General features: G+C 53.0%; 13 protein-coding genes. 2 read left to right on the top strand and 11 right to left on the bottom strand.

The annotated features are described in order from the left end of the window. Nucleotides 1-76: 76 nt before the first annotated feature. The 4 genes from ACWICV_RS01495 to ACWICV_RS01480 form a co-directional block, all read right to left on the bottom strand. Nucleotides 77-841: a fumarylacetoacetate hydrolase family protein gene (locus ACWICV_RS01495; RefSeq protein WP_454090858.1), complete on the bottom strand. Its 765-nt coding sequence runs from the start codon at nucleotides 839-841 to the stop codon at nucleotides 77-79. Between the two features lie 130 nt (nucleotides 842-971). Further along, a complete protein-coding gene (locus ACWICV_RS01490; protein WP_454090859.1) occupies nucleotides 972-3,143 on the bottom strand; it encodes a hypothetical protein in 2,172 nt (723 codons plus the stop codon). A gap of 155 nt (nucleotides 3,144-3,298) precedes the next feature. After that, on the bottom strand, nucleotides 3,299-4,393 hold the full coding sequence (locus tag ACWICV_RS01485) for a branched-chain amino acid aminotransferase (protein WP_400288793.1): 1,095 nt from the start codon (nucleotides 4,391-4,393) through the stop codon (nucleotides 3,299-3,301). A gap of 115 nt (nucleotides 4,394-4,508) precedes the next feature. Then, nucleotides 4,509-5,567 carry a 3-isopropylmalate dehydrogenase gene (locus ACWICV_RS01480; protein ID WP_454090860.1) on the bottom strand — a complete coding sequence of 353 codons (1,059 nt, stop codon included), beginning with the start codon at nucleotides 5,565-5,567 and terminating at the stop codon, nucleotides 4,509-4,511. 183 nt (nucleotides 5,568-5,750) lie between these two features. On the opposite strand from ACWICV_RS01480, the gene ACWICV_RS01475 reads away from it, so the two are divergent. Together ACWICV_RS01475 and ACWICV_RS01470 are read left to right on the top strand one after the other, a co-directional pair. Continuing rightward, nucleotides 5,751-6,983 (top strand): sensor histidine kinase, encoded by a 1,233-nt coding sequence (locus tag ACWICV_RS01475; RefSeq protein ID WP_105659142.1) that lies wholly within the window; start codon nucleotides 5,751-5,753, stop codon nucleotides 6,981-6,983. 7 nt (nucleotides 6,984-6,990) lie between these two features. Then, nucleotides 6,991-7,683: a response regulator gene (locus tag ACWICV_RS01470; RefSeq protein WP_105659141.1), complete on the top strand. Its 693-nt coding sequence runs from the start codon at nucleotides 6,991-6,993 to the stop codon at nucleotides 7,681-7,683. 77 nt (nucleotides 7,684-7,760) lie between these two features. Here ACWICV_RS01470 and metG read toward each other — a convergent pair whose 3' ends face one another. The 7 genes from metG to ACWICV_RS01435 form a co-directional block, all read right to left on the bottom strand. Then, nucleotides 7,761-9,311, bottom strand: a complete 1,551-nt coding sequence (gene metG, locus ACWICV_RS01465; protein ID WP_400288790.1) for a methionine--tRNA ligase — start codon at nucleotides 9,309-9,311, stop codon at nucleotides 7,761-7,763. 57 nt (nucleotides 9,312-9,368) lie between these two features. Beyond that, nucleotides 9,369-10,376, bottom strand: a complete 1,008-nt coding sequence (locus ACWICV_RS01460; RefSeq protein ID WP_105659140.1) for an NYN domain-containing protein — start codon at nucleotides 10,374-10,376, stop codon at nucleotides 9,369-9,371. Between the two features lie 122 nt (nucleotides 10,377-10,498). Beyond that, on the bottom strand, nucleotides 10,499-11,683 hold the full coding sequence (gene wecB, locus ACWICV_RS01455; protein WP_454090861.1) for a non-hydrolyzing UDP-N-acetylglucosamine 2-epimerase: 1,185 nt from the start codon (nucleotides 11,681-11,683) through the stop codon (nucleotides 10,499-10,501). 27 nt (nucleotides 11,684-11,710) lie between these two features. Next, complete coding sequence (gene wecC / locus ACWICV_RS01450) at nucleotides 11,711-12,943, bottom strand: UDP-N-acetyl-D-mannosamine dehydrogenase (protein ID WP_133834664.1); 1,233 nt, start codon at nucleotides 12,941-12,943, stop codon at nucleotides 11,711-11,713. Nucleotides 12,944-13,075: 132 nt separating this feature from the next. Continuing rightward, nucleotides 13,076-14,851, bottom strand: a complete 1,776-nt coding sequence (locus tag ACWICV_RS01445) for a glycosyltransferase family 4 protein (protein ID WP_454090862.1) — start codon at nucleotides 14,849-14,851, stop codon at nucleotides 13,076-13,078. Continuing rightward, on the bottom strand, nucleotides 14,832-16,007 hold the full coding sequence (locus ACWICV_RS01440) for a glycosyltransferase family 4 protein (RefSeq protein ID WP_286172294.1): 1,176 nt from the start codon (nucleotides 16,005-16,007) through the stop codon (nucleotides 14,832-14,834). The genes ACWICV_RS01445 and ACWICV_RS01440 overlap by 20 nt, the downstream gene beginning before the upstream one ends. 50 nt (nucleotides 16,008-16,057) lie before the next feature. Continuing rightward, entirely contained in the window at nucleotides 16,058-17,971 is a 1,914-nt protein-coding gene (locus ACWICV_RS01435; RefSeq protein ID WP_454090863.1) for a glycosyltransferase family protein, read from the bottom strand. Nucleotides 17,972-17,977: the final 6 nt, after the last annotated feature.

Here is a 17,977-nt window from a genome sequence, read left to right as displayed (position 1 = left end):
AAAGAAACTTGCAGTTAAAGCGCGAGGCTCCCGATCACATTAGCGATCGAAAGCCTCACAACATCAGTGATGGTTCCTAGCGACGGAAGACGGTTCGCAATGAACCGATACCTTCGACTTCCACTTCTACAACGTCGCCTGCATTTACTAGGCCGACACCCGCAGGGGTCCCAGTCATGATGACATCGCCTGGCAGCAAGGTGAAAGCTTCGGAAGCACGAGCAACCAATTCGTTGACTGGCCAGATCATGTCGTTGGTAGTTCCATCTTGGCGAACCTCTCCATTGACGCGGCTGATAATTCCCAGATCATCCGGGTCGAGAATCTCGGTCTCAATCCACGGGCCCAGCGGGCAGGAACCATCAAAGCCCTTGGCACGAGCCCACTGCGGATCGGTGCGCTGAGCATCGCGGGCGGTCAGGTCGTTTGCTACGGTGTAGCCGAAGATCACGTCCTGCGCCTTGTCGGCTGGAACATCCTTGCAGATACGGCCGATCACCACGGCAAGTTCACCTTCAAAGGAAACTTCATTTGAAAACGCCGGCAGGGTGACGGGGTCTCCATGGCCGACTACGGAAGTATTCGGCTTCAAGAACATCAGCGGCTCAGCAGGAACTTCATTTCCAAGTTCCTTGGCGTGCTCGCGGTACGTGCGGCCAAAGCCCACCACCTTTGAGCGAGGGATGATCGGAGCTACCAACCGAACATCATCCAAAGAGTGCGTAGCACCAGTGGTCTTGATCCCCTGGAAAAATGGATCTCCAGCCAAAACATGGATATCGTTACCGTCGACGACGCCGTACAGCGGGTCGCTATCTACTACAAATCGTGCAATGCGCATGAATACAAGCCTAAACTATGACGTCTCAGCTTTTCCTTCACTGCAGGAACTGCGCCTGCGAAATACGGCCAATGAAGGGAAAGAAAATCCTCGGACGGCAATCCACCTCGGCTCGTCGCCGCGAACTCGGCTAGGTCAATTCCGGCTCCAGGGCAAGCTGCACCAGTGTGGTTTGATTTAGAATCCCGTACACGTGGCCGTCGGCACCAACGGTCAATCTGGTGCCGTGCCGGTCATGGCTTCGTGTGGACACAACGGAATGAGTAGTTCCCGCAACGTAATCCATCACCGTTATTCCGCCCCCTGCAGCATGAACCATCTTCAGCCCATCCGGCGTTGCCCTTACGTCTGCAGCTAGCCATCCAGGACGATAGGAAGTGTTTTTAACGTTGTTGACGATATGCCGTTTCTTCAACTGTCCGCTGTCCAAGTCCAGCAAGGCCACACCTTGCAGATCAGCTACGGCCAGCCAACCGCCGGTAATCGCAGGTGAATACAACGCGCCCGCGGATTCCACAGGACTTGTTTCCCAGAGGATCTTGCGGGACGCTATGTGCATCTTGAAGACCTTGGCAGGACTTTTCGTATCTTCAACGCCATATCCGTTGCGCACCGAAGTGGTGCCATAGAGATACGATTCATCGGCGGCTAGCCCGATGATTGAATGGCCTGAAACGAATCCTTTGCCGTCCCCGTCAAGAACCCAAGAGACCGTATCAGTATCAGGATCAATCTTCCCCAGAACACCGCCTGAAACTCCATATTCCGGAACAGTTCCGAAAAACACGCTGGATGAATTTGCTGCCCAGCCAAAGGGCCTCGATTGCGAGTACTCAGTGAGCAGCCGTGCAATCCGGTCATAGTTTCTGTCGGCGTTGTTTTGAGGTGTCTCCATGAGGACCAGGTCAGCACTACCGTAGGAACCGATATAGGTTTTGTTCTGGTCGTATTCGACCATTCCTTCGATCTGATTGATCACCTGCTCGTCATCGCCGGAGTTCCAACGAACGCCAGTTTCCGGATTCAATGAGGCGACACCGTTCGCCTTGTATCCTCCGATATAGATGTTTCCGTCACTGTGTCCGAGCAGCGATTGGATCTTGATGGCGCTCGGGGTCAATCTGATTTCGCGGGTAGCGCGTACGCGATTCAAACCCAGATCGAATGTTTCGCAGAGAATCCCATCGGTTGTCGTACTGATGATGAGGATGCGCCCATTCTGCGGAATGATGCACAAGATGCCGCGCGCCTCGACTTTTCCGAGTTGCTTGTCGTCCATTCCCTGGAATGCAGTTGAATGCAGATGGCCGGAAGTGATGCTGAAGAATCTCCCCGCACTGGACTTGGAAATCTCGCGCGATGCCCATACCCGGGTCACTGGCTCGTGCCATTTCATCGTCCGGGTATCGAGTATGAATTGTTCGGAAACGGAGCTAACGGTAACAGCGAGGTAGTGCCCGATAGGGTCAAGCGACCCAATGAATCCATGGGCCACATGCACTGGAAGGTTTATTTCACGTACTGCGTCCGGCTTCCCCGCTTCGAAGGTGAATAGCCTAGGATTCCGAGACCCCGTTCCCATCCATACTCTGCCCCGGCCATCCAATGCCAGCCGGCGGATATAGTCGGTGTCTTCGGCTACACGATCAAATACTCGAAGATTCTTGCTTTCGACGTTGTAGTTGAAGCTTGCGCCGAGTGGATAGGTTCCTCCCCACAAATTGCCGCTCGAATCAAGCCGAAGCTCATATGCAACCGAGGCGCCTTCAACGTCCACCAAGGTATTGAACTGCTCAGGAATTGCTGGATTCCATGCGAGAACACTCCCGTCCACACTGACATAAAGTCTTTGCCGGGGTTCATCCCAAACCATCGAATCAATTCCGTGCCCGCTGTCATCGGGCAAATTCAACGTGTGAATAGCGTTGCCGACGGAGGGATCGATTATTTGCAGTTCATTGATATGCCCGACAACAGACACCGCCAACCGAAGCTTCGAAGAATTGCGATAGTTGGTTAGAGGTACCGCCTCTAGAATCTTTAGCGTCGAATATGCTCTGCCGAAGACCTTTTCATGGCCACTAATTTCTTTCCCACTCTTCAGATTCGCTAAATACCGCATATCGGGAGTCGGTTTCGGCGTGGGGCTCGGAGACGGGGTCACTGAAGGAGCGCTAATCTCAGAGGCCCGACGGTCCGGGAAGAGGAAAGAAAGCCCTGCGGCGGTTCCACCAACAACAGCCAGACCGAGCAAGCTTCGTCTTGCAATGCTTCTAGTTTCCCTGCGCTCTTCTCCAGACAAACATTACTCCGTTCGATCGGCCCCAGAACTTCTTGCAGTGGAGCAGCGTCTGCTACGTACTGACGCTAGCAACTGCGTTTGCACATGACCAATTCGGTTTAAAAACCACTGGTCCCGAGACTACAAGTCTCGAGACCAGCAACTTTGAGCTAGCTTTACGCCAAACGTTCCAGCCAACCGTGACGGTCTTCCACGGTACCCCGCTGAATTCCCAGCAGTTCTTCGCGAATGGACATGGTCACCTCACCGGCTGCAGCATTCTCCTCACCAATGAGCTCTTCGCCGTTCTTGAGCAGGCCGATTGGGGTGATCACCGCTGCTGTACCGCAAGCAAAGACCTCGGCAATATCGCCTGAGGCGATGCCTTCACGCCACTCATCCAGGGTGATCTTGCGTTCTTCGACCTCCATGCCGCGATCCTTCGCGAGCTGGATGACCGACGAACGGGTCACGCCTTCAAGGATGGTTCCGGTCAACGCTGGGGTCACCAGCTTGTTGTCCTTCGTTACGAAGAAGACATTCATGCCCCCGAGCTCTTCAACGGCATTGTCATTGAAGGAGTCAAGGAACAGAACCTGCTTGCAGCCGTTTTCTTCAGCTTCCAGCTGGGCTACGAGCGAGGCCGCGTAGTTGCCACCGCACTTAGCCGAACCTGTACCGCCTCGGCCTGCTCGTGCGTAGTTCTTCGATACCCAAATAGCCACTGGCTTGAGTTCGCCACCGAAGTAATTGCCTGCTGGAGATGCGATGACGCGGTAGGAAACCTCACGCGCTGCACGCACACCAAGGAATGCTTCGGTAGCAATCATGAATGGACGCAGGTACAGGGCTTCGCCGTCACCGGTAGGAACCCAATCGATATCCGTTGCCACCAGCTTGCGCAGCGAGTCGACGAAAACGTCTTCATCCAGCTGCGGAAGTGCTAGGCGCTGAGCCGACTTGTTCATGCGGGCAGCGTTGGCCTGCGGGCGGAAAGTCCATACCGACCCATCGGCGTGGCGGTAGGCCTTCAGGCCTTCGAAGATTTCCTGGCCATAATGCAGGACCGAGGCGGCCGGATCCATGGCGATAGGGCCGTATGGCTCAATTCGAGCATCATGCCATTCACCGTTACGGCCGCTATCGTCTGCTGACCAGTCGATGACTGCGGTGTGGTCAGTGAAGAAGTCTCCGAACCCAGGATTAGCCAAGACGCCGGCTCGGTCCTGTTCGCTCTTGCGATTCGTTGAGAGATTTTCGGTGAATTCCATCTACCCTGGACTTCCTAGTTCAATAAACAAAGAACGGATGCTCCACGCCTCTGCGGAACATCCGTTCGTGGATTTGGCTACTGGTTATCAGCTAACCAGAAACGTCACTTTCAGCTTATGCCAGTAACGCGACAATTGCATCGCCAATTTCACTTGTGGTGCGATTATCGGTCAATTCTTGACGTGAAGTGATCTCTTTTTCAACAGCTTGCTCAACTGTGCGAGCTTCTTCAGCCAACCCGAGGTGATCAAGCATCAGTGCCACGGACAGAATCGCCGCGGTTGGGTCTGCCTTCTGCTGGCCGGCAATATCCGGAGCCGAACCATGAACCGGCTCGAACATCGATGGGTAGGTACGGTCCATATTGATGTTGCCACTGGCTGCCAGGCCAATACCACCGGTAATGGCGCCGGCCTGGTCGGTGAGGATGTCGCCAAAGAGGTTGTCAGTGACAATCACGTCGAAACGCGATGGGTCCGTGGTCAAGAAGATGGTAGCCGCATCCACGTGCAGGTAATCGTGGGTAACCTCTGGGAATTCCTGCGCCACCATTTCGACAGTGCGCTTCCACAAATGCCCGGCGTGCACCAACACGTTGTGCTTGTGCACCAGGGTGACACGCTTGCGTTCACGCTCTGATGCACGGCGGAATGCGTCGCGGACAACACGTTCCACACCATAGGCGGTATTTACCGATACTTCGGTAGCGATTTCATGCGCGGTGCCCGTGCGCACCGAACCGCCGTTGCCTACATACGGGCCTTCGGTACCTTCGCGAACCACCACGAAGTCAATTTCACCGGGGTTAGCCAGGGGGCTCTCAATTCCAGGATAGAGCCTAGCCGGACGCAGATTCACGAAATGATCCAGCGAGAAGCGGAGCTTCAGAAGCATTTCGCGCTCGATAATTCCGGACGGAATGCGCGTATCTCCAGGGGCAGCGCCAACAGCGCCGAAGAGAATGGCATCGTGCTTCTTAAGAGCTTCCAGCGTCCCATCCGGAAGTGTTTCGCCAGTCGCCAGCCAATGCTCTGCACCAAGCTTGTAGTCGGTCAGCTTGATCTCGTTCTTGCCACCATTAGTGACGAACTTCAGAACCTTAACCGCTTCGGCAACAACTTCTGGGCCAATACCGTCACCCGGAATGACCGCAATATCAATTACATTTCCCATGGCACAGATTCTATCGACTAGCGTCCGCCATTTGAGAGTTCATCTCAAATAATGAGATTTGATGAGTTTCCGCCGACATATTTCCTCCCTGGGCATGAGGCATCGCCGTCTTCATTGCCGATAACCTTGGATAAACAGATCCTTTGCTTCGCTATACGGATCAACAGCTACTAAAACGTTGAATTGCAGGAACTCTTGATCTTTGCCAATCCCCACCGTCGAATTGACGGTTGGATCCGCGAGAATCCCGGACGGGTAGATTTCATCACCGGCCTGCTGTACACGCTGTTCTGCATACCGGCCGCCCTCAGCCTCGCTTCTTCGATGTCAGTTGCCGCCGTTCTCGCCGTGCTGAGCCTTTCTCTTCTCCAGTCAGCTCCGCTGATGGTGCGGCGTCGCTGCCCATGGGCAGCGACCCTCGTTGTCGCCACCGGGCATGTATTGCAACTGGGCTTTGACGGGCTAATGATGTTCTCGCAAGTATCCGTTCCAATCATGGTTTATACCATGGCTGTCTACGGGAAACGCTGGCAGTCATTCAGCACGCTGGGGCTGGGTCTGATTGGCGCGTTGTTGGCGACGTTCAGCATGTTCGGCGCCTCAAGGTACTCGCCTGATCCATCCCCCGTCTTCACCTTCGACATGATGATTTCTTTCGTGGGTCTTGCATTGGTTGTCACCCTTTCTTGGACCTTCGGTGACTTAGCGCGAACGAGGCGTCTGGCCATGAAGTCCCTGAGGGATCACGCCGAACGCCTCGAGAAAGAACGCCTCACCGAGCGCGCCCTGGCAGCTTCCGACGAGAGAAACCACATCGCCCGCGAGATGCATGACATCGTGGCCCATTCGCTCTCTGTCATCATCACCCAGGCTAACGGGGCACGATATGCGGCGGCGAAAGACCCGGAGATTGCCATCGAGACCCTGAAGACAGTTTCAGATACTGGCCGCGCTTCACTGAAAGAAATGCGCAGGCTTCTGGGAGTTCTACGCAAAGATGAGGAATTGGAGAATCGCCCTCTTCCGTCATTGGCAAACGTACCTGAACTCGTAGAAAGCGTTGCCGTGTCCGGACTGAATGTCCATCTCGAAACTTCTGGAACCCCGCGGAAAGAACTACCGGCAGGCGCGGAGCTCACAATCTATCGATGCGTTCAAGAATCGCTCACGAATGTCATTAAGCACGCTGGTCCTGATACACAGACCCAAGTCCATATTGAGTGGACTTCCCGGGGCCTGAATTTGAGCGTCAGCGACGATGGGCGAGGTGCCGGTTCCATCGTCCTGGAAGGCGTAGGACAAGGTCTGCAGGGAATGAAAGAACGCGTAGCCTTATATGAAGGTACCTGCACTGCACTCCCCCGGACCGGGGGCGGTTTCGCCGTTAATGTTTTCATCCCTTACACCGAGGACTAATATTCAAATGCCTAATACAGATGCCATCAAGGTCGGCTTGGTCGATGATCAGCTCTTGGTTCGCAGTGGCTTCAGAATGCTCATTAATTCCCAAGAGGATATGGAAGTCATTGTTGAAGCTGGCAATGGCCGTGAAGCACTAGCTGCACCACTGATGGCTCAGGCGGATGTCATCTTGATGGACGTGCGAATGCCGGAAATGGACGGCATCGAAGCTACCGAACGCCTATTGGATCCAGATAAGAAGGCCGCTGATGGTCCCAAGATCATCGTGCTGACGACTTTCGACATGGACGAATATGCGCTAAGCGCCATTCAAGCCGGCGCCAGCGGCTTTCTTTTGAAGGATGCGCCCCCAGAAGAACTCTTGGAGTCAGTACGCACCGTCAATCGAGGAGATGCCGTCATAGCGCCATCGACCACTCGACGGTTGCTGGACCACATGGCGCCAATGCTCAAGAAGAGCTCGTCACAGCACAAGGATCACCTGATTGCCGCGGTTGAATCGCTGACGCCTCGCGAGCGGGAAGTGTTTGGCCTGATTGCAGAAGGTTTTTCCAACCCGGAAATCGCAGAAAAACTATTCCTGTCAGAAGCTACAGTCAAAACCCATGTGGGTCATATTCTGGCCAAACTGGAAGCTCGTGACCGGGTCCAGGCTGTAGTCATCGCCTACCAGACCGGAGTCGTCACACCCTGACTGAATGAAAAAAATTGAGGTGTTCTGCTCGGATTCAGAATCAAGCAGAACTCCTCAATTTCCTCTCAGGAAAATTCTTACTTCTCTTCCTCGTAACGTGGGAACACAGGAGAAGGAGCTGGGAGCTCAGTGCCTGGGACCAAAGCGCTATCAAAGGACTCGAAGGTTCGCGCCGAACCTTCGCCAACTGCCAACGCATTGAGCATAGAAGTCATGGCCTGCGGCAATACTGGCTGAAGCAGCAACGCCACCTTGCGGACAATCTCAATGGTCACGTACAAGACAGTAGCCATACGCTCAGGATCGGTCTTCTTCAGCTTCCATGGCTCCTGCTCAGCGAAGTAGGCATTGGTATCGCCCAGAACGTGCCAAACGGATTCAAGTGCCTTGCTGAATTCCTGACGCGAGAAAGCATCTCGGTTGATCTCCAGCAGCTTGCCGGCTGCTTCCAGAATCTGCTGATCAGCTTCCAGCAATTCGCCCGGGGTCGGGACTACTCCCCCACAGTTCTTTGCGACCATCGAAAGTGAACGCTGTGCAAGGTTGCCGAAGTTATTGGCCAGGTCACCGTTAATACGGGCAACGATGGTCTCGTGGTTGTAGCTGCCGTCGGCACCGAACGGAACTTCACGCAAGAAGAAGTAGCGTACCTGGTCCAAGCCATAACGGTTCACAAAATCATCTGGGGAAACAGTGTTGCCCAGGGATTTGGACATCTTCACGCCGTTATTATGCAGGAATCCATGGATCATGACGCGCTTAGGCAATGGCAGTTTTGCAGACATCAAGAATGCTGGCCAGTAGATCGCGTGGAATCGCGAGATGTCTTTGCCGATCACGTGGACATCTGCCGGCCAGTATTTCTGGAAAGAAGCAGACTCAACGTCCGGGAATCCAACGCCCGTCAGGTAATTGGTCAGGGCGTCTACCCAGACGTACATTACATGCTTCTCGTTGCCCGGTACCGGGATGCCCCAATCAAAGGTCGTTCGAGAGATCGAAAGGTCCATCAGACCGCCTTCGACAAACCGTACTACTTCATTGAAGCGGGAACGTGGCGCGCCGAATTCAGGGTTGTTCTGGTAGTACTCCAGCAACTTGTCCTGGTACTTGGATAAGCGGAAGAAGTAGGACTCTTCTTCAGTCCAAGTAACTTCAGTGTCGGTTTCAACGGCATAACGAATACCGTCCTTGCGCACTTCCGTCTGGTCTTCGGTGTAGAAGGCCTCATCGCGTACCGAGTACCATCCTGCGTACTTATCCAAGTAAATGTCATCATTGGCTTCCATGCGGCGCCAGAGTTCCTGCGCAGCCGCATGATGGTCTGCATCAGTGGTACGGATGAAGCGGTCGTAGCTTGTACCCAGCTCATCATTCATGGCCTGGAATGCATCCGAGTTACGCTGGGCCAGCTGAGCCGGCGTGACCCCAAGATTCTCTGCGGTCTGCATCATCTTCTGGCCGTGCTCGTCGGTGCCGGTCAGGAAGAAGACGTCAAAACCATCCAGGCGCTTGAATCGAGCCATAACGTCGGTAGCCACTACCTCGTAGGCATGCCCAATGTGCGGGGTACCGTTCGGGTAAGAAATAGCCGTGGTGATGTAAAAAGGTTTCTGCTGAGAAGTCACGATATAAATTTACCTTAGCTAGCGTCGGAAAGCGGATTTCCAGATTGTACTGACTCGTCACATGATCTTGCCCAAATACTCCCAGAAGGCGCCACGAAGTGTGCGACGGATGATCTGCTGATCAGTTTTCCATTCCCCAAGCACTTGAGCGCAATCCTTGAGCAAAGTCCTGTCAATTTCGGGTGGCAGCTGCGGCTTGTCAGCAATGAGTTCTACTACGTCAGACTGTGTCGTGAAGGCAAGCCAGGATTCAGCAACCTTTGCGCCGATCTCTTCTGCAACCTTCAACTCTTGTTGCTCATAAGCCGCGGAACCCTGATAGCCAGAAGCTTCACCACCACTGGAGTAGATCACCACAGGTTCGGCTTCCGGTTCAACGGCTGGCCTGATAACTGGCTTCTGAGCCATGACGGCAGGAGTAGGAACCGATGGCTTCGCTGCTGGCTTTGCTTCTGTCTCCAAAGACGCACTAGCAATTAGAGACGTCTTTTCAGAATGATTCTTGTCCCATTCAAGAACCTTGGTGAATGCGCTATCCAATAGTTGATTCGGAACGATTTCAATGTAGTCAGCGGTCAAAGCCAGGTGTTCAGCCACCGAGGCTACTCCAAGACGGCTATCGGATTTCGCTACGCCTAGTAACACTACTTTCATGCCCAAGTCTTGCGCTTCTTCGACGGCCTCGGCGAGGTCGTCATCGCCGGAGACCAAGTAAGCAATTGATGCCGAGCCATTACGGGCAACCCCTACAAGGTCCAGCGCCAGTCTCAGGTCCACACCTTTTTGCTCGCCGTTATAAGAGATACGACCTAAGCGCACTTTAACGCCGGGTATCAAGCCAATCCGCTTATGCTGCTCAGTAAATAGCCCGTCTTTCGAGGCGTCATACCAATACACGCGGAGGTTATTAAGACCCGTATTCTTCTTTACGGTTTGCACGATCCCGCGTACCAGCGCCTCGTAATGGGTTGTAAAGGCTGATCTTAAGGTCGTTCCGGCGGCACGATGACCGCCTAGTGAGAGCAGAAATCCGGCATCAATAAATATTGCAGTTTGATTCATCATGATTCGATCGTACTGATAAAACTAGGCAAACCATATTGAAAGGGCCTGCATCGCATGACTCTTTCCGGTGTAAACCAGAAAAGACCAGTTCAACTGGTGTTGAACTGGTCTTTTGAACGGAACTAGATGCTGGTTGCCCGCATCATGTCTTCTGGATCTGACAGACTGGAATCGAATTCCTCGATACGCGAACCTACGCCAAGCAATTCTGCAATTGCAGCGACGGTACGTACGGAAGCCCTGCCATCACCGTAAGGGTTTACAGCGTTAGCCATTTCGTTGTAAGCCGCTTCATCATGCAACAGCTCAGTGACCGATTCGAAGATGCGGTTTTCATCGGTGCCGATCAGGCGTACGGTACCCGCGGTAACAGCTTCAGGCCGCTCGGTGTTCAGGCGCATGACCAGAACAGGCTTGCCGAGGCTTGGAGCTTCTTCCTGGACGCCACCGGAATCGGTCAAGACGACGGTCGAAGCATCAATGATGCGAGTGAATTCGCCGTAAGCCAGCGGCTCGGTCAAAGTCACGTTAGGCAGTCCATCGATTTCCGGAAGCAACGCTTCGCGAACCGCAGGGTTGCGATGCAACGGCAAGATGAATTCAACATCTGGTTCCGCCTTGGAGAGCTTTGCCAATGCACGGCCGATGCCGCGCATTGGTTCGCCTTGGTTCTCACGACGGTGCGTCGTCACCAGAACAATGCGCTTGTCAGAAGAAACCAATTCTTCCAACTTGGGATCCGAGAAAGGAACCTTCTTTTCGACAACAGTCAGCAGTGCGTCAATGACAGAGTTACCGGTGATAACGATGTCACTTCCCTTGAACGTTTCATGCTCAAGGTTACGCTTGCTCAACGACGTTGGAGCCAAATGCAGGCTGGCGATCTGGCTGGTCAGCTTGCGGTTAGCTTCCTCCGGGAATGGAGAGAAGATGTCATAGCTCCGAAGTCCAGCCTCAGCGTGAACCACTGGGATACCACGGTAGAAAGCAGCGATTGCGCCAGCCGTCGAAGTGGTGGTGTCGCCCTGGACCACTACAGCGTCAGGCTTTTCCTTTTCGAAAATCTCGTCAAGACCAGCAATGGTCTTAGTAAGCAGACCATTCAGGGTCTGGCGCGGCTGAATGACGTCCAAGTCATAGTCCGGCGTGATGCCAAAGAGCTCGTTGACCTGATCCAGCATTTCCCGGTGCTGTCCAGTTACGACAACAACGCATTCAAACTCGTCAGCTTCTTTCAAAGCCTTGACGATCGGCGCAACCTTGATGGCCTCAGGACGAGTGCCATAGATCGGCATGATCTTCTTCATAGATATATACCTTGTCAGCTTGGAGAACTAGCGCCAGAGACCGCGAGTGTCGATAACTTCCTTGCCGGCCAGCGCGGTTGCTGGTACGGACTTGAACTGGTCGTGGTCGACCAGCAAAGTAATTACACTTGCCGATTCTAGGGCTTCATCGGTTGCAACCAGCTTCAGGTTGGCGATGCCCGCAAGATTCTTAGGCAATTCTTCTACATGTGGCTCCACTGCAAGGAACTCGACGGTTGGGTTGGCTTCAGCCAACTTGCGAGCGATCGCAATCGATGGCGATTCACGCATGTCGTCAATGTTCGCTTTGAAAGCCAAACCCATGACCGCTACCTTGCCGTTGAAGGATGGGAGTTTGGTAGCTTCTACAACCTTGTCGATAACCCAGTTCGGCTTTGCATCGTTGGTGTTACGAGCCATGCGGATCAGCTTTGATTCTTCAGGAGCAGCCGAGACAATGAACCATGGATCAACTGCGATGCAGTGACCGCCAACACCTGGACCGGGCTGAAGAATGTTTACGCGTGGGTGGCGGTTGGCCAGGGAGATCAGTTCCCAAACGTCAATGCCCAGCTTGTCGGAGATGACCGACAATTCGTTAGCAAAGGCGATGTTCACGTCGCGGTACGAATTCTCGACCAGCTTTGCCATTTCAGCAGTCTTAGCATCGGTGGTGAGGATAGCTGCCTGGCAGAAGGTCTCGTAAAGAGCCTTGGCCTTCTCTGCAGCTTCTGGGGTGATACCGCCGACAATACGGTCATTGGTGACCAATTCTTCCATGACGTAGCCAGGAAGTACGCGCTCTGGGCAGTGTGCTACAAGCAGGCTGTCCTTGTTCAGGTCGGGACGCTTCTTCAGCAGGTAGTCGAAGAGGTGCTGGGTTGCACCTGGAGGCGAGGTCGACTCGAGGATAACCAGTTCGCCGCCCTTCAGCTTTGGAGCGATGCCCTCTGCTGCAGCCTCAATGTATGAAAGGTCAGCGGTGTAGTCATCGTTGAACGGCGTTGGCACAGCAACAATGTACGCTTCAGCTTCTGGAGTATCGAAGCTTGCAGACAAGGTACCTGCAGTCACCGCGGCGGAAACGAATTCGCCCAACGCCGGCTCTACGAACGGCACCTCGCCCTTGTTGACTGCCTCTACAGTTCGAGGAGTTACATCGACGCCTTTTACGGTGATGCCCTTCGAGGCAAGAATTGCAGCAGTTGGCAATCCGATGTAACCCAAACCGATTACGGCGACTTCTTTAATGTTGTTCACTAAAGTGACTTTCCTTCTGGTACGAGCGATGTTCCCTACGAAAGGGCCTGCAAGCTGATCTTGAAGCACAAGAAGTGCAAGATTAGCCCTATAAACCATATCCCATCACTGAGTTCAGCGACAGCCTCATTGTCACGGAGCTTTACTTATTACTTGCTCGTAAACTTGGACAACGCTAAGCGCGTTTTGCTCCCAAGTTCTATTGGCAAGCACGAATTCCCGCCCTGACTTGCCCATGCGTTCAGCTGCCCCTTGGTTTAAAATCAACTTTTCGATATTTTCGGCCCACTCAGCCACATCCCCCGCAGGTATCAAGTGACCGTTCTCACCGTCAGTGATCAGCTCCTGCAGGGCAGGAAGATCGGATGCCAAGACAGGTACGTTCGATGCCATTGCTTCAACTGGTTTGAGCGGAGTTACCGAGCGAGTGACAGCAGAGTCAATTCGTGGCACGACGAAAGCGTTCAACGCAGCATGATAGACATGCGACTGTTCCCGCGGAATGCGACCAGGAAAAACACAACGCGCGGCGATGCCTAGACTTTTGGCAAGACTGATCAGATTCTCGCGATCCGTACCATCGCCAACGATCAACAAACGTAACTCCTTGTGCTGCTTCGCAAGTTCAGCAACAGCACGGACAACTGTCGAAAGCCCCTCATAAGGGACCAAGCTGCTAACCGTCCCCACATAAAATGCTTCAGAATCGAGGTCCAGCTGCGCACGAGCTTGGACCCTGGGCACGGGTTCCTCTAGGAACTTTTCCCCTATCCCGTTCGGTAATATTGAAATCTTTGATTCATCAACGCCCGCGTCAATCAGGTTGCGTTTCATGGCATCGCCCAAGGTGAAGACATGATCGGCATGCCGAGCTACAAACGCTTCGCGTTCCACGAATAGTCGGTATCGTTCTGAATCTTTCGAGCGCTCGGGACGCGTAGAAAGCCACGTGTCTGCCAGCTGTCCGCGAACTTCATAAACCCACGGTATACCGGTCGCTTCTGCAACGGACTTAACCGCTAGAGCGTTAGAAAAATCTGTCGTCGTGTGAAGTACAGAAGGGGCCTCTTGAAGGACTCTGCTCAGTAGGTCTTCAGCTTGTTGCTGGATTCTTCCGGTGAAGTCATGCTTCGCTGGAAAAGGCAGGCAGCGCTGGTATTCGATACCAGAAACCACGTCAGCTTCTGAGACGGATAGTTTGCCGATATTCAAGGGATAATTCACACGGGTAAGTCCTTTGACTCCCCATCCTGCATCCCTTAATGACGCGAGAATTGAATGAGTTCGTTGTGCGTAACCGCTACCAGTGTGTGGCAACGAATTGGTAGCAACGTAAAGAACAGAACGAGTCGCGCTAGTCGATATACCGGCGGTACGGAGCGGAGAAAGACAGGGCTCTGCCCCCTTGAAGGATGCCAATTCTGATTCATAGTGACGAAGTTGACGGCCACTGCGATTCTGCTGCAACAGCTCAATGGCATCTGTCATCCAGCCCAATGACCACAATAGACGGGCCTTGGCACGTACGTGGGCGATGGAAGGTTTGCCCCTATTGAGTAATTCTTCTGCAAGTTCCCACTCATTGGAAGCAATGCAAAGGTTAGCCAGGAATACTGACTGCCTTGGGTTGCTGTCGGAGCTTAACCATTCTCTGCAGGCAGAGAGCAGGGCACTAGTGTCATCCTTCAGCATGGCCGAGAGCGCGCGTAGCCGAATGCTGGATTTATCACTCCCAAGAGAAATAATCAACGAGCGTAGAACCGGCTTGGACTTGAAGCGGCGAGCAACTTGGAGCGCAAAATAAGTAGGATCATCAGCAATGTTGGAAAGTACCAAATTACCGGTGTTGATTGCATTCGGAATGACTTTTAGATTCAAAAGTTCTGCTCTATCTCTTGGAGTACGCATCGACGACTGTGGCTAGTAGTTCGGCATATTCCCGCCCGGCTTGACGTAGCGATCCATGTTTCCTGACCCAGTCGGTCCCGCGACGATCGGTCCGCAAAATTCCAGGGTTCGCAACCAAGTTGTTAATGTAAGCGGCCAGGGAAGGTACATCTTGTTCAATCACAGTCCCAGCCTCGGAATCACGAATAATTTCCGCTGCTTCTCCTCTGACCAAACCGCTGACGTGCTGATTCAAGTAAAGAAGTTCATAGAGTTTCGAAGGCACTGTGTGATTAAAGCTCGGCCAGTCAGGACGCAGAGAAACTAGGCATGTATCCGCCCACGAGTAATTTTCCAGTACCTCCTGGCCGTAGACAGGGTCTTGGAAGTCAATATCAAGCCCAAGATCCATCGCTAGGCTCATTAATTTACTCTTTTCAGTACCCTGGCCAACAATGCGCAGACGTACAAATTCTGGTACGTACTCCATCGCTCGGATAACGGTCTCCAGACCCTGGCTCCGACCAATGTTCCCTAGATAGAGAATATGGAATTCGCCATCGATCTCGCGTTGAGAAACTGTAAGATCTTCGCGTTCGGTTTCAACGCCGTTGGTGATTGTGGCGACGTTCTTCACGCCATTTCGCTTCATCTTCCCCGCCAGGCCGTACGTCACCGTGACGAGCATATCGCTTTTATTCACAACGAAACTGATGATCTTCGAAATCGCTGGCTCGACCCAGCGGAACTTGATAACTTGTGATTCACTGAGCAAATCTGGCCAAGCATCCCGGAGGTCGACAACTAAGGGTACACCCCGTAAACGGCTGGCCACGAAGCCAACAATTAGCGTTGGAATTGCTGGGACAGTTGCGATAATAACGTCAGGCTTTTGCCCTCGGAATGCAGCAGGGACGCTCAGAACTGCATCAACGCCATGCTTCAATACTTTTCCGAGCATCGTTTTGGAACGACGCATTGATGGATAGTGCTGCAGCTTCAAATAATGATTATCAAGAAGACGACTTTGCCGTTTAGTTGCAATCCGATTTGATTTCGGGGTCACTACAGTAACTTCGTGCCCCAATTGCCCCAGTTCGTCGGCAATAATTGACCAGCGTCGCTGAGGTGGCGAGATCTCAGGCGTGAACGAGTGAGTCAGAAGCATAACTTTCATCTTCTTCACTCCCCTGATTTACCTCGTACTATTTGCACAATAAGACTTTCCTAGAAAAAGACATGTTTATCATTGCGTCCAAACCACTGAATACTACCAGTTGCAGTCAACTCCGCATCACTCAGATCCCAGGTATGCGCTAGCCCATCATTCCCGCGCATCTGGGTAAAGTTGAAACGGTCACTCGAATAAATGGTTCCTCCACGTTCAATGACGTCTTTTAGGAATCTTGTATCTTCGCCACGGTTACGTGTATCAAAGGGTGTCTCGCGGAAAACGTGCGCGCGGCCAAGCATCGTCGGACCCATCACGAGGTTTGTAAAGCGGTGCTCACGTTCGGCAAATCTCAGCAAAGTAGCATCTGAATCCGCGAGGTACATGTAATGCGCCTGCTTGCCTACTATCGAGGCGCCACTGTATCGAAGCGCTGAAACTTGATCGAAGAGATAGTACTCCCCGTATAGGTCGTCATCATCCATTTTGGTGATGAAGTCGCCGTTGGCCATGGCCACCGCGGCGTTCAGGCAGTCACCCAAAGTATTTTCTCCACCCATCTCAAGCAGTTGGTAGTTCGCTACTCCAGCTGCTGATGCCATATCGGCCAGTTGTCCAGTGGCGGCCGAGAACTTATGAGCCACGAGGACGAGCTCAACTTCAACATCCTTCTGCTTTCCTACAGTTTCGAATATATGCTGAAGCTGGTGAGGCCTTATGGTCGAAACAATCGCACTTACCTTTGGAGTACAGGACATGGACATTGGCTGACCGAGAGCAGAACGGAGCCCAACGAATTGTTCAACCTGTTGAGCACGATGCGCATAAGTATGGTTCTTCCAGATCCTGCGCTGACCCATATGGACCATTCGCTGGCGAAGTTCTGGGCTCCGAACCAAGCTGCGAATCGAGTTAGATGCTTGTTCCCTGGTGGATACCTGAAGTACCTCTGAAGGCGTGAAGAAATTCTCTATCGCAGCGCTTGGAGCCGAAACCACAGGAGTGCCAGCGGCGGTGATCTCGAATATTCGACGGGCACACATGCTTGGCGAATCGACCACGGAGTTGACGTTCAGAAAAACGTTGTAGTTCTTGTACGCAGAAAGCATCTTGTCATAGTCGAGCGAGCCGACAACATTCTGGTCATACGGTGCCGGGAACTGGTACTTCGCGTCTCCGCCGTGCTGCCGGGAGAAAATGTCTAGCCCGCTAGTGAGCTTTGGCGAGATATCCATGGCTCCGCCAAGCACGATCTCCATCTGTTCTTGTCGTTCGGGGTACTTGTCCGCAAAATACATTCCGGCGAAAGCTACATCTCGGCGTTCTTGGCTAAGTGTCCGTACCGGATTATGGAACTTCGGCTGAGCTGCAAAGCTCAACGCTGCGACACGTTCATGGCCCAGTGCTTCATGGTATTCCGGAATTTTGCGGGAATCTGATGTGAAAACGACATCGAACAGCCTTGCAGAATCGAGGAAGTCGGCGAAGTGCGGTGGGTCTTCTTTATTCCAGAAAACTGCTGGAACAGATCGTTCTTTAAACGCTTCCACCATCTCGACAAACGCTGGTCGAGGTGCCGACGGACCGGTTAGGTGGTACTGCCAAGACTTGTTGTTTCCAGCCCAGGCCGACTCCACGAAGAGAAGATCAAATTCTCGTGTTTCAAGTTCATCCTGCCATGAGCTGGGGGTGATAAAGGTGCAGTTCCATTCAGGCGCCCAAGCTTTCGCGCTGAAATCATCAAGAATGACGGCAACGTTTAACTTTCCATCGTGGTCCTCTGAAGGTTCAAATTCTACCGGTGGGAATTGCAGTCCAAGCAATTTCTCAACATCTGTTCGCAAGTAGCGCTGCTGTCCCCCGATGCGCAAATCATAGTTGCGGCGCTGGTACCACTCCTGCAATTGCTGTGGACCACCCTGGCGAAGATGCCAAAGTGCTTTTCGGAAGTCCCCTAATGCAATTTTCACTTCTCA

It is taken from the genome of Glutamicibacter sp. NPDC055354, from assembly GCF_053644955.1.
The sequence above is the reverse complement of the archived record's forward strand: the minus strand, read 5'-3'. Positions and strand labels throughout refer to the sequence as shown.

Excerpts from the sequence above, each read along its gene's own strand:
- ACWICV_RS01480 (WP_454090860.1), bottom strand. The coding sequence starts at position 5,567 with ATGGGAAATGTAATTGATATTGCGGTCATTCCGGGTGACGGTATTGGC.
- ACWICV_RS01495 (WP_454090858.1), bottom strand. The coding sequence starts at position 841 with ATGCGCATTGCACGATTTGTAGTAGATAGCGACCCGCTGTACGGCGTC.
- ACWICV_RS01470 (WP_105659141.1), top strand. The coding sequence starts at position 6,991 with ATGCCTAATACAGATGCCATCAAGGTCGGCTTGGTCGATGATCAGCTC.
- ACWICV_RS01445 (WP_454090862.1), bottom strand. The coding sequence starts at position 14,851 with ATGCGTACTCCAAGAGATAGAGCAGAACTTTTGAATCTAAAAGTCATT.
- ACWICV_RS01440 (WP_286172294.1), bottom strand. The coding sequence starts at position 16,007 with ATGAAAGTTATGCTTCTGACTCACTCGTTCACGCCTGAGATCTCGCCA.
- ACWICV_RS01485 (WP_400288793.1), bottom strand. The coding sequence starts at position 4,393 with ATGGAATTCACCGAAAATCTCTCAACGAATCGCAAGAGCGAACAGGAC.
- ACWICV_RS01460 (WP_105659140.1), bottom strand. The coding sequence starts at position 10,376 with ATGATGAATCAAACTGCAATATTTATTGATGCCGGATTTCTGCTCTCA.
- wecB (WP_454090861.1), bottom strand. The coding sequence starts at position 11,683 with ATGAAGAAGATCATGCCGATCTATGGCACTCGTCCTGAGGCCATCAAG.